Genomic DNA, 12094 nt, shown 5'->3' with positions numbered 1-12094 from the left:
TATATTCATGATACTCATCATGTATGGAGTCAAGCGGGTTTGGAGACGCGCACATGAAAGTGAGCAGAGAACAGGTCGCAGAGCATCGGACGAGGATCCTGGCCGCGGCGGCGCGCCTGTTCCGGCTGCGCGGCTTCGACGAGGTCACGGTGGCCGAGGTCATGAAGGACGCCGGTCTGACACACGGCGCCTTTTACGGATACTTTCCGTCTAAAGAGGCACTCATTGCCGAGGCCGTCCGGCATGCGTTGCCCCCGGCTCCTGACGAAGCAAAGCCGCGCAGGCCGGCGGCGGACTATGCCGACGGCTACCTCAGCGTCAGGCACCGCGACAACCGCGCGACCTCCTGTCTGTTTTCAGGCTTAGGAACGGAAGCCGCGCGGGGCTCAGCCGAACTCCGGCACGGTATGACGGAGGGCGTTCGTCGCCGCATCGATCATCTCAGTGTCGAGGCGGAAGGCGATAAGCCCAAGGACAAACGGCGTGCGGCGATTGCCGCGTGGTCAGCCATGGTCGGCGCGATGGTTCTTGCCCGTCTCGTTGACGATGAGAAACTCTCGAAGGAAATCCTGAGCGCGACGCGTGCGTCGCTACCACTGACTTAGCCGATGCAGCCCAGGGAACCCACCGGCATCTCCACCAACAACGCAGTTCGTTGCTGGTGTTTGCCACCTCGGTCATCGAATTGCCCAGCGACGGCCGACAATATCCGTTCAGGCAGCTGCTTCAAGCAGCAATTTGAGATGGTTGCATGTCCCCGCAATAAAGCTGACAGGCTAAACACGGGTTGAACCACGACTTCCGTCGGCATGGTGAACCTGAAATGGTGTCCAGGTGGGTCGTGCGCTGATGCGGCTGGCCTCGAAGCCGACCCCGGACTAGAGGCCTGTTCTGATCCCCGCGATCTTGGATGTCGCTCGGTTGCCTCCAAATGAGACGACGGATCAGGAGCGAATCGCAGGCGGTCCTAACCGACACCAACACCAACCGGGCAGGGCGTCCGAGTCGGTGAATCAAGCGTTAATTTTCCGGCAAATTTCGCCGCTCGGCGATCCCGCGACTCAGTCTATGACGTCTTCGTCGCACGAAAAATGCGGGTGCATACAGATGCCAAATTCGACTGACGCCGCCAGCAACGAGCTGCTTTGGGAACGGGCGTTGTCCGTGCTCGTCGTGGGTGCCAGCATGTTGGGCGGAAGCACCGTGTTGCTGATACAGGTACTACCACCATTACTTCACGGATTTCCATGAGGCGCAAAACGGGGCAACTGCGACCGTCAAGTTTGCACCGCCATTCTGACAACAACAAATTCTGTAATGATCTCAATGGGTCAAAAACACAGAAAATGTCAGAATGGTCGCTGAAAACACTACAGTATTTTGAGACTTCCAAGCTGAACACATCCGGCCGTTATCTCAAATGGTTACCATCCGCGATTGCCGGCCCGGGACCTTGAAGTGTCGAGGGCGAGCGCCACATCTATAGTGATTCAGGGTCGCCGCGAAAATCGTCGGCATTGAGAAGAACCGCCTGCAGCGAGAGCTGTAGTAGCTGAACTGCCCGGTCAACGGGCCGCCGCTGATCTGCTCCGCGATTGCGCGGGCGGGTCTCGGCTGTGCGGTTCACCGACCCCGTAAACACCATTGAACCGCTTCACTTTCCGAGGAGGTTCTGATGGGTCAGATCCTAAATTTTCCTACCAAGAAGATAGAACCGGTTACCGTCAGGTCCCGGCAGAAGCATCGCATTGCCATCGAAATTCTCGACGGCGTGTGGGCGAGACGCACTCGCTGGATCGTGCAGTTTGAGATCCAGGAGGTTGCGGGTTACGGCGCCCTGAAGGGGTTCAAGGATGCCGCGGTTGCCATCGGATACCGTCACCGTTTTTGGGTGGTTGGGACGCGTCCCGCGCGCGAATTCGTGGCGGAGACGGCTGATCTTGTCGCAGCCGGAAAGGTAACGATCTGGATCGACGGTGCACGGGTGCAACCGCGGATCAAGCGCAGTGCATGAAAAGAGGGGTGGAGCGAGACTTGTCGCTGCAGCCCTCTCTCATTCAGCCACGACGAGCTAGCGTGCGTATCGAGGGCCTGCATGTTCATTGGACCAATCTACACCACGGGCGCTGGAAGGCCTTCGCGCAGAGTGCGCGGGCAGGCTCGTTCAAGGTCGTTTCAGCTTTTGCGTGGGCCAGAAAAGTTTACAGCAAAGTAGTCGATCAGCTCAGACGCCTGGGTGCCTTGCCTAAAACGGCGTTGTTCCTCGAAGTCGATGGATGGGATCAGATGGATAAATTGATTGTCGGCGTAAAGTGACATCACCGCCTCGGGGTCTAGCCCGCCGGATCGCAACCCAGTTAGGCTAGTTGCCGCCTCGATCGCTGCGCCGATCATGACGTCGGCCAGTTGTACCGCGGGACTCGTCTTGGAATCGACCTGGGTGACTTCTGCGAGCTTGAGCGGGAACTTCAGGGATGCAATTTCGGTCTGGTGAAACTCGATTTCCTGGTCGTGGTCGATGAAGCGCTGGAGCAGGTCGTGATAGGTCAGTAGGTTCTTCGACTGGTCGTGCTCGACCCGATACGCGCTCTCGGCCATCACTTCCATTCGATTGATCAGCGACTGCAACACTACCAGGGCAGCGTCGGTGTTCACGCCGGGTGTCGCGATTGCCGACAGGCATTCCGGCGCCGCGTACTGGGCAAGTGGTCCCAGGGCTTCTGGGAGCTCTCGCCAGCGGGTCGCGCGTGCGGCGGCAACTAGAGCCGTCAAAGCTTCGGGCGTCTTGGCCTTGGCGGCGTGTTGGAACTGCGCGAGAAGAGCGTCGAAGGCAGCCTGTCCGAGAATTGTCGGGCCTGCCATGGTGAGCAACGACGCCATCGCGTAGTTCTGGCCATTCTCGTAGAAGTCGATGCCGCGCTCGTAATAGAATGGCTCAACGGCGTAATCCACGAACATGAGCACTAGAAGAAAGCGCTTGTCGCAAACGTAACTCACACTTTTGTAGTGGGTAAGAAGATCTCGCTGCAGCGCAAGCAGCGGCTGGTGATTGCCGGGGCGGCGCGAGAGCGAGCGGTACTTCAGCTCGGGTGTCTGCAGCCTCGGGAAGTGTTCCTTGATGAGGAGTGCGGCATCTTCATCGCGGATGGCAATTGCCGAGGCACCCTGGAAACGCTGGTCAGGGTTGAGAAGATCGAATCCCGTATATCCGCTTTCGTCGATACGAAAGCACTCCATGTCGGCGTTCTGTGACACTGTCGGACGTCTTTCGCTCTTCGTTAGTTCAGGCTCGTGCGTGGATTTCCGGGGCCGCTCGAAGCATCAATCTTTCAGATCGCCTTCTCAGCCTTCAACAGGTCGCGAACGAGTGCGCCAAGGGGCGTTACGACATAGACCGTTCCGCGGTATGTCCCGTCGGGAAAGTGCGTTTTCTTCGGGACTGCGAGCCGGTGTACTGCTTGATCATGGAAGAAGACTGATTTCAGCGCCTTCGAGATAGCACCCATGGCGTTCCGCAAGGCTGGATCGGGTTCACCGCGTTGGTCGCTGAATGTGTCATGCCTGCCCAACAGCTTCCGCAAGGCCTCTTTGCGCAGCGGTTGGGTCGGCTTCGGCCGAACGGCGGCGACGACGGACTGCGCGAGCTGTGTGAGCTCGTCTTCGTTCTGGACGGGCGGCAAGGGGACGGGGTCAAAGAGTTTGATGCTCTCCGGTGCGATGAAAGGGGCCAACGCGTCGAGAACGCCTTTGACGCTCTGATCCGGGATTTCGGCCAAAAGCATAGTCATGTGCAATCCTCATTGGTAACTACTAATGAGAAAACTAATGGGAATAATTGCGCCTTTCAAGGCCAGATGCGAGAAATCAACGAAAATCCAGGGTTTTCACCACGATCGTATCGATCGTGAAGGTCGGGACGTAAATATCGCGCCCACGCAGGCTCTTGGTCGGCAGAAGTATTTTTTCGCTTTCGCTAAGTCATTGAAAGTCAGAGAGATTGCCGTGCGCATCTGCGTTACAAATGCCGAAAGACAAAAATGATTTCAGGGGTGGGGATGCAGTGGATATTCGACGACACGCTATTTTGAGTTGGACGGCAGGTGAGCACAGCGCCGGTTTCAAAGGTCAACCGAGCCTCGAGCACCAGGTGGTTGCGTAATGGGCGCTGCATCGCCGCCGTCGTCTGCTGCCTCTCGGAGGATCTACGGTGACGACGTCCGGACGCTGATCGAAGCCCAATTGGCTGCTCATAGCGGAGGCCTTCTTGCGGTCCTCGCGCGATATCGGCCAAGGGAGGCTATCGCTTCTTGGCATGGGACGATCCGGGCCGTCGAGGAATTCATCAATCTGCCACGGTTCGGCATCGATGATCTGCGTGTAAGGGCGCAGCTCTGTTCAATTCCTCTCGACGATCGGCTCTTGTCCAATGTCGAGTCGAACTTTCGGGCTGTTCGGGAAATATTGTCCCCGCAGTTTGAAGCTGGCGTCGTCGGGCGCTACCTCCAGACGATGCTACAGACGGCAGCCATTGCCAGCGCTTTCAAGACCCATGGCCAAACCTTCGGACCTGGGATCACGCTCGAGACAGTGGGCGCTGCCGTCGACTATTTCCAATCCCGCCGCCGGCACATGGTCTCGTTGCTTTACACCATGCCCTCTGCCTGCAAGGGAACCGACGTGCTCGTGCCGCTCGACACGTTGAATGTCCTTCTGCCCCAAGTCGAGCATAGCTGCGTTACGATAACCGGTTTCCACCTCAAGCTGGCGCAATTGGATATTCTCGACGACTTCAGCATGGAGATCGATGAGATCGGCGCGATGGCCAGCCATGGGTTCGATACGCTCGATGAGAATTTTCTCGAGCCGGAACGGGCGTCCATCCAGGTCATGACCGAACTTCGCGGAGACCAGATTGTGTTGCCTCCATTGGAGGAGCTCGATCCGAGTAAGATTTTCTCGGCGGCTGAACTGCGAAATTCCGTGAGGTTGGTCGGAGCGACCTATTCGGCATTCGGTCTGAACGATTCCGATTTTTCAGCGATGGCGCTGTTGATGGTCGCGTTTGCGCGCCACGCCCGCGATGACTATTTCGTTGAGATCGAGAAGCCAAAATTCCAGACGATGCTTCGGGCACAGGCGGTATTCGCCCCAGAAGAGCTTGAACGCTTGCTGGTGAACGAACCTTCGGATTACGCCACCAACAGCAACGCCTATGAGCCGTTTATCGACGCGGGTGATGTCGTGATTTCTAACGTCAACCTACTATCGCGCTTCCTCTATGCCTTCAAAAATATCCACCTGGGCAGTCGCCGCCGCTTCCAGATTCATGCCGGTTTTATCTTCGAGGACATGGTGAAGCGCGATCTGTCCGCTATGGGGTTCCAGGTGACAGATGTGAAGCGCATCAATCGCAAGGAATTCGACGTGGTAGCGGTCCATCGCGACGTGATCTACAATTTCCAGTGCAAGAACAACTGGATTGATCTGGCGAAAGTGGAGTCGGACCGGGCCCTGTTCGTCCGCTACAATCGGTCCCTGATGAATTACTATCGCCGCGCTCTTCAAAAGGAGCGCAAACGTGAAAGTTTGCTCAAGGAGAAGCTGGCTCTTGATCGGGTGGAGCATTACGTGATCAGCCGCTTTCCGGTGATCGGATCCGACGCTCGGGTCATCAACTACAATCAGATCGACCGGTTGAAGGTGGTCTTGGGGGACGTCACGTGAAGTCGGATCCGGCCAAGGTCATCCATCTCCTGTCAAAATTCACCGGCCAGGACTTGACCCGTACGCTCGGGCGGATCGAGGCGGAGGTGCGCGGACTATCGGCTGACGATTGCGACGCGTTCCTCGAACAGGCTGGCGCGGGTCGGGAAGTGCTAGCTGCGGCCGCGGAGATGAAGCGCTTAGCCGGCCAGATCAATGTGACGATCCACGCGCTCGGCATCCTGTTGTGCTTGCCGCATATTCTAGAGCAAGGAGAAACGGTCGAGTATGTCTCGCTCGGCGCCGGCAATACGGGTCGGGAATTCGACCTCGAGACGAACCTGAGAGTGGCGGAGTTCAAGTTCATCCGCTGGCGCGGCGGTGCGGAATCGATCCGGCAAAACTCAATCTTCAAGGACTATGTTCTACTGGCCGAGAATCCGACACCCAAGCGGAAGTATCTGTACTTGGTGGGAACTGAGCATGCCCTCAAATTTTTGCACGGGGGCAGGGCGCTTTCCAGCGTGCTCAGCCGAAATGACAAACTTCAGAAGATGTTTTCAGAGCGTTTCGGCAGTCAGTTTTCGAAGGTCCGCGACTATTATGACGCTCATCGCGATGCGGTGCAGATTGAGGACGTGTCAGCTTGGCTTTTGGAACTGGCGGAGGTGCTGATTGTCGATGAGGTTGAGGACGATCTCGTCGAATCACAATCGCATCGTCCAAGCTAAGCCTCGGATGCACCCAGTAAGGAATCGTCGGACATAGATATCGGGTAGCAGTGCCGAAAAGTCTCTAAGATTTTGGCCAAACGGCACTGTCCTCCGTTTGACTTGGCAATCAGCCTGTCGCCATGACCTTGTGCAACGCCCAGAGCCGATCGAAAAACCGCTCAATCAAGGCTGCGGCATTCTGTCCGACAACTTCGTTCGAACCGAATCGGTAGACCTCATAACCGGCCAAACGCAGATCGCGATCGGCGCCCACCATCTCCGAATATGCAGCGAGCGAGGGCTTGTCGTCTCGGCTGAAGTGCTGCGATCCGTCGACCTCAATGACAACACGCTGGTTATTCGGAAGCAAAAGGAGAAAGTCCATCCGCTGCCGTGGCAGTCCGGCCCGATGACGCAGTAGTTTCACGACGGCCGGATCGTAATGGAGATAGACTTGCGGAATCAGCGCGGGCAGAGCGCCGGCGAACTTCGCACGATAGAGCCTGAAGTATGTATCGAAGAGATTGCGCTCCGCGTCAGACGCCAGGGATGCGCGTAAGCGCAGTCCAAGGGTGCGGGCGGTTTCGTCGGGCTCCACGCCCGGAATGCCGCGCCACCATTCGATCAGTTCACTCCAGAGGAGGCCATCGCGCCGGATTGGCCTATCATAGACCAGACAACTCGAAGCATTCGACAGGATGACTATGTCGTTATTGATGGCGTCGCTGAAGCCAATTTCTGGCTTCGGACCGTTCGAGGCAAAGATAAGATTCTTCGGTGAACCAGCCGGACCCCTTCCCATGGGAACGACCCGATAAATCGGATAACCGGACTCCTCCGCAACAACATTGAGCACGTATCCATCGCGTCGGAGAACCACATTGAGCTCGTCGACAAGTGCCACTTGGTCAGGGCCCCTTCGTCCGAGAGGGTGAAGCGCGACCTCGATGAGACGGGTGAAGCGATCTCGCGAACAGGTAAGTGCGCCAATTTGATCGAACAAAAGCTCCACACTCCAGTCGCCCTGGTTATGGATCATATGCTGCTCGATCTCGCGCGCGAGACTTCGGCTGGAGAAGAATGCAGCACCCATCATGTCGATCGGGAAGAGCTTGCGTACGATTTCCACGACATCCTGTTCACCGCAAAGATCGTCTCCAAAGCATTTGGCCGCGTCGCGCCGGGTGATCTCTGTGATCGCCGCCGTGCCGAATTCGATAACGGCAAGCCCCGCTTCCTCAAGCGAATAGTCATTGAACTGCACACCAAGCAGGCGCGCGATCTCACCCAGTTCCCGTTCGGTCTTGCCCGCGAGAGCTCGGCGAGCGCGATCTTTCTTGCTCACGCCCTCTTCGTAGTCGGGGACCACCAAGCCGGCACCTCTTGCAACGGACGGCATCTGCTCGTTTGTCGCACGCTGTTTCAGCGTTTCGGCAATAAGGTCTGATAGTTGTGATGCTCCACTCATATCGCGATCTCGGGCACGCCGGCGTTCGAGAGAAGTTGGAATAGCTCGGCGACGCGCCGGCGTTGGCCGCGCTCCTGGCAGAAAGCGAAAATCGCGCGCTGCTTGGCGCGGGAGAGCGCTACGAAAAAGGTGGCTAGGCCTTCTGGGTTGCCCGGCGTGTGCGCCCACCAAGCCTGATCGTCGAGCCCAATGAAAACGATGGTATCGTACTCCAGGCCTTTGCTTTTGTGGACCGTCATCAAGGGGATCTGACCGACCCCCTCGAATGCATCCAGACATGCCGTCCAGTCAGGCACGCTTGCGGCCGACGCCACAAAATGCTCCTGGAAGGCATCCACCATGATCGTCAGGAGGTCGCCCGACGAATATTCCAGGTAGGTTCGAGCGACAGCGGCCAAATCGAGGAATGCCACGACGCGTGCAGCGAAGATCGCGGCATTCGCCGGTGACGGGAGGGTGTTGGCCATGTCAGCGCGCAGGGCTGTCAGAAATACTGTGAGATCGGTCTCGGCGCGTGCTTCCGCGACTTCGTCCCCCGACGAAATTGCCCGTATCTCCAGCAGCGCGGCGGAACAAAGTTGCCATGCGTCGGGCGCTCGGCGGGTCGCGCCGAGCCGGAGTAGGCCGATCGCAATTCGCGAGAACTGGTCAAATAAAAGATCTTGTAGCGTGGTTCGTCCAAGCGCGTGGCTCTCGTTCCGCAGCGTTAGGCCTTCCCGGGCCAGCGGCTCAGCCAGATCGGACTCGAAGTCGTCGGACTTCTGCTTGACCAAGATGGCATAGTCACGTGGCACGCAACCTCGCGTAGCCATGTCATTCGCCAGCCAGCGAGCTAAGTGGCCGGCCTCGACTCCCTTGTTGGGGCTGTTCCAGACTTGAGCCACATCGCCGTCCACTTGCCGCACTGCCTGGGCCACCGTCGGCGCCGTGTTCGGATCGAGCGCTCTCGCAACGACATGCTGAATTCGAACGAGGTCCGGTGAGGATCGAAAATTGAAAAGAAGTGGGATCCGAACGGCAGCGAAGTCGGCGGTAATGCGGTCGAAGGCGTCGGTCCGCGCGCCGGCCCACGTCATAATGCGTTGCTTGTCATCTCCAACACCCGTTACGGCGATATTGGCGCCGCCGAACGCGGAGAGCAGGAAGTCGTACTGCGCGTACGTCGTATCTTGAAATTCGTCTACGAACACGAAGGGGTAGGTCAGCTGAAGCGCGCGACGGACATCTGGGCTGGCGCGCAATAGCAGTTCGGCGAGCCGGTTCAGGCTGACAAAACTGACGGCTGATCGAGGTTGGATTCTAAGCTGGCCCGCCCACCAACGTTGGATCGTAAACTCTATGCCGGATTGCGGCGGCGGTCGCGCAATCGGCAAGCGGTAGGCGCCGACAAAACGTGATTCGAAATTGCCGGCACCAAGACCGGCAATTTCGGGCTGCCATTGGGGTGGAGCAGCAAGGCGCGAGAGGTCGAGGAAGCCGACGACCTGTCGGTACACCGGAAACGCAATGTCGTAGGGCCGATCTGGTCTCCATTCGGCGGGTATCGCGCTATGGAAGCGGTCGACCAAGCTTTTAGTAAAGGCGTCGAACGTGATTGACGTGAAGCGGTTCGCTAGTTCGGGCGGGCAGCGCTTACGCACGCGAGCGGCAAGGTTATCCGCGGCGTCGCCTTTGAAGGAAATCGCCAGGACACGGTACGGCGCTGGACATAGCCCCGTCTCCAGCAGATAGGCGGCTCGCTGCGCGAGGAATTCGGTTTTCCCTGCACCGGGTCCGGCTACAACACACGCTGAGCCGCCCTGCCGAAGTGCGCGCCAAGCGTCTGGTTCGAGGTCATCTATCCCTCGTGGTCGCCAGTCTTGTGGCCGGACGAGCACCATAATCAAGCCACCGGTGGCAGGGGCAACGGAGGAGGGGGGAGTGCTGCCGGAGCTAGGCGGGCTGCGATTGAGCTAAGAAGCGCACGCAATTCCTCTGGCGCGCCGGCAGCTAATGCTTGATGCGTTTGTCCGCTTAGGACGCGAACGTGTGTGCTGGGTTTGCCCCGGCCGAGAAATAGATAGCGATACCAGCGCAGGACCTGATCCTGTTCATTGCCATAGAGATCACCGCGGCCCTCATCGCCGAGAACGGCGGTGCGGGGATTTCCTTGCTGCGAAGGGCCTTGTCGTCCGGGCTCGATGACTTGATAGGGCGCGGGAAACGCGCGCAGCATTGAGTAATCAAGATCGAGCGGTGTGCAGAAAAATACGTTGTGCTGACGCAGTGCATTTGCCCAATTGGTTAGGCTGGCGAAATCCTCAATTGGGTTCGCATCGAAGGCGGCGAGATTGGCCGCCGGTCCTGCAGGGTTGGGCTGGGCGAAGATTGCCTGCGGCGCAACTCCGTTCTCAAGAAGCTGCGCACATGCCGTCTTGATACGGCCCCATCCGCCTCCGTCGCGGCCCCAGTCTAGGTCGAGAAGCGTCGCATAAGGAATATCGAGATCTGTCAGCAGACGCCACAGGTGGTTGACGTGCCTTCCGCCGAGCGGGACAACCGCTACGAAAGATCGATCAATGTCAAAGCCCATCGCCTCGGCGAGGCGCGGCAAGACTACCTCTTCTGACGCGCCTTCACCAAGGACAGCGAAGCGGGCAAAGTAGAGTTCGGGATAGGTGCGGACGGCCTCGCGCACGAACTTGGACGCGTCCTCCAGGCCAACCGGAAGCCGGATGGCGCGGACCCGCGCTGTTCGATCGGTAGGGTTGAGACGGAAATGCCTGACCTGTGATGGATCGGCTCGCGCTAAAATACTCGCAGAATGGCTGGAAACGACCGCCTGAGCCCGGTTTCCCTTTGTCAGGTCGTCGATCTGCCGGACGATGCGGGAGAGATAGAACGGTGCGAGATTGTTCTCTGGCTCCTCGATGGCAATGAGCGTCAAAGCCGGCAAAGGTACGCCGCCGGCCTGAAAACCCGCCGCGACTGGATCAGCGGCTATGCTGCTTTCGACGTCCAATGTCGCGGCCGTCATTGCCAAATGGAAAAGTGAGCGTTGTCCGTCGCTAAGATCGTCCAAAGCTCGTTCGCGGCCCGCTTCGTCAGGGCGAAAGATGACCTCGACTTTTCGGATAAATTCCTGAAAGCGCAGGTCGACCGGTCGAAAAAGCGGAGTGGTGTCGGTCCCGGCAGTATAGACCTCCTGCCAGCGTCGCCGTACGGCGGCCGCTACGATGTCGACGGCCGCTTCTCCAGAAAATGCGTTGTTGAGTGTTGAACCTGCTTCAGAAAACGTATCCCTAACGCCCTGCGACCAGTTGATGGCCCGCCAGAGGCGGCCGCGCAGAAACGCCGTGACCTGGGACGCGCCGTCTCGCGACGCGGGTACGTAGATCATTTGGATCCGCGCACGGTCGAGTGCCTTTAGCTCGATACAATCGACCTCATCAAACGGACCGAGTGTCCGAACGGCCCGATACCTTTGCTCAATCGTTCCCTCTAGCGAACCATCGTCCGTCCAGGTCGCCTCCAGCCGCAACCGGCATTTTAGCCGACCTGCCTCGTCGGTCGCCATTTGTTGGAAAAACTCGGGAACAGCTCCGGCGTCGACAGCGCCGGCGTCCAGTTCGGGGAAGGCAAGGATTACCTCAAGAACGAAAGAGCGTTGAAGCGGCGCGATCAGCTCAGCAGCGGGCACGTGGAAATCTTGCCGACGGAGTCGCCGGTGGTCACCGGTGATACCGAACAGGCGCTGCAGTGCCTGCATAACCGCAGTCTTGCCTGCACCGTTGACGCCGACGAACGTGGTGAGACCGGAAATAAGATCAATCACGGTGGGGGCAGGACCGAAGCAACGGAAGTTGGTCAGAGCAAGTCGTTCAATAAACATTTCCGTTCGACCTCCGCGGATTGAAGATCGATGGCTGAATGCGCCCGCTATGCGACATTTTTTTCCCCCGGTTGTAATTGTTACTTTTGACTATGCGCCTTATGCCTACCCCGCGACTGGAAAAAATGGTCGCGTAGATTGCATCGGCTACGCCCGACAGGGGGAGTTTGCTGAAAACTCATGCCTACCGCCCGAGGTGCAGCCGACGCAAGAACGTACGGGCGGTCACAAGCACCACATGCAGGCGGAAGGTGCTGTGAAGCGCGCCGGACTGGATCATGCGCAGCGTTTGATCGATCAATGCCACGCGCGCTGTGAGGGACGCCTCGCATGCGCAGG

At 58.4% G+C, this 12094-nt stretch carries 9 protein-coding genes; 4 read left to right on the top strand and 5 right to left on the bottom strand.

Annotation, left to right across the window (positions count from 1 at the left end; translation table 11 throughout):
* The first annotated feature begins 53 nt into the window (after nucleotides 1–53).
* Nucleotides 54–605, top strand: coding sequence for a TetR/AcrR family transcriptional regulator (locus tag UP10_RS36255; RefSeq protein WP_044592237.1), 552 nt, complete (start codon nucleotides 54–56; stop codon nucleotides 603–605).
* 1070 nt (nucleotides 606–1675) lie between these two features.
* Nucleotides 1676–2014, top strand: coding sequence for a hypothetical protein (locus tag UP10_RS36250; RefSeq protein WP_044591961.1), 339 nt, complete (start codon nucleotides 1676–1678; stop codon nucleotides 2012–2014).
* A 161-nt stretch (nucleotides 2015–2175) separates the two neighbouring features.
* Here UP10_RS36250 and UP10_RS36245 read toward each other — a convergent pair whose 3' ends face one another.
* Together UP10_RS36245 and UP10_RS36240 are read right to left on the bottom strand one after the other, a co-directional pair.
* A complete protein-coding gene (locus UP10_RS36245; RefSeq protein WP_245322117.1) occupies nucleotides 2176–3255 on the bottom strand; it encodes a DUF3800 domain-containing protein in 1080 nt (359 codons plus the stop codon).
* Between the two features lie 74 nt (nucleotides 3256–3329).
* A complete protein-coding gene (locus tag UP10_RS36240) occupies nucleotides 3330–3788 on the bottom strand; it encodes a hypothetical protein (protein ID WP_044591959.1) in 459 nt (152 codons plus the stop codon).
* A gap of 370 nt (nucleotides 3789–4158) precedes the next feature.
* Here UP10_RS36240 and UP10_RS36235 point away from each other — a divergent pair, with 370 nt between their 5' ends.
* Nucleotides 4159–5724, top strand: coding sequence for a hypothetical protein (locus tag UP10_RS36235; RefSeq protein WP_156180620.1), 1566 nt, complete (start codon nucleotides 4159–4161; stop codon nucleotides 5722–5724).
* Nucleotides 5721–6434 carry a hypothetical protein gene (locus tag UP10_RS36230; RefSeq protein ID WP_044591957.1) on the top strand — a complete coding sequence of 238 codons (714 nt, stop codon included), beginning with the start codon at nucleotides 5721–5723 and terminating at the stop codon, nucleotides 6432–6434. The genes UP10_RS36235 and UP10_RS36230 overlap by 4 nt, the downstream gene beginning before the upstream one ends.
* A 109-nt stretch (nucleotides 6435–6543) precedes the next feature.
* Here the strand turns inward: UP10_RS36230 and UP10_RS36225 are convergent, their stop codons facing one another.
* From UP10_RS36225 to UP10_RS36215, 3 genes are read right to left on the bottom strand one after another with little or no spacing between them, the layout of a single operon-like run.
* A complete protein-coding gene (locus tag UP10_RS36225) occupies nucleotides 6544–7884 on the bottom strand; it encodes an AbiJ-related protein (protein WP_044591956.1) in 1341 nt (446 codons plus the stop codon).
* A complete protein-coding gene (locus UP10_RS36220; protein WP_044591955.1) occupies nucleotides 7881–9764 on the bottom strand; it encodes a UvrD-helicase domain-containing protein in 1884 nt (627 codons plus the stop codon). The genes UP10_RS36225 and UP10_RS36220 overlap by 4 nt, the downstream gene beginning before the upstream one ends.
* 2 nt (nucleotides 9765–9766) lie before the next feature.
* Nucleotides 9767–11755 (bottom strand): ATP-dependent nuclease, encoded by a 1989-nt coding sequence (locus tag UP10_RS36215; protein WP_044591954.1) that lies wholly within the window; start codon nucleotides 11753–11755, stop codon nucleotides 9767–9769.
* Nucleotides 11756–12094 lie beyond the last annotated feature (339 nt).

It is taken from the genome of Bradyrhizobium sp. LTSPM299, assembly GCF_000938235.1.
Taxonomy (GTDB): domain Bacteria; phylum Pseudomonadota; class Alphaproteobacteria; order Rhizobiales; family Xanthobacteraceae; genus Bradyrhizobium.
Note: the sequence above shows the minus strand (reverse complement) of the source record. Positions and strands in the feature narration are given on the sequence as shown.

Excerpts from the sequence above, each read along its gene's own strand:
- UP10_RS36255 (WP_044592237.1), top strand. The coding sequence starts at position 54 with ATGAAAGTGAGCAGAGAACAGGTCGCAGAGCATCGGACGAGGATCCTG.
- UP10_RS36250 (WP_044591961.1), top strand. The coding sequence starts at position 1,676 with ATGGGTCAGATCCTAAATTTTCCTACCAAGAAGATAGAACCGGTTACC.
- UP10_RS36240 (WP_044591959.1), bottom strand. The coding sequence starts at position 3,788 with ATGACTATGCTTTTGGCCGAAATCCCGGATCAGAGCGTCAAAGGCGTT.
- UP10_RS36235 (WP_156180620.1), top strand. The coding sequence starts at position 4,159 with ATGGGCGCTGCATCGCCGCCGTCGTCTGCTGCCTCTCGGAGGATCTAC.
- UP10_RS36225 (WP_044591956.1), bottom strand. The coding sequence starts at position 7,884 with ATGAGTGGAGCATCACAACTATCAGACCTTATTGCCGAAACGCTGAAA.
- UP10_RS36220 (WP_044591955.1), bottom strand. The coding sequence starts at position 9,764 with ATGGTGCTCGTCCGGCCACAAGACTGGCGACCACGAGGGATAGATGAC.
- UP10_RS36215 (WP_044591954.1), bottom strand. The coding sequence starts at position 11,755 with ATGTTTATTGAACGACTTGCTCTGACCAACTTCCGTTGCTTCGGTCCT.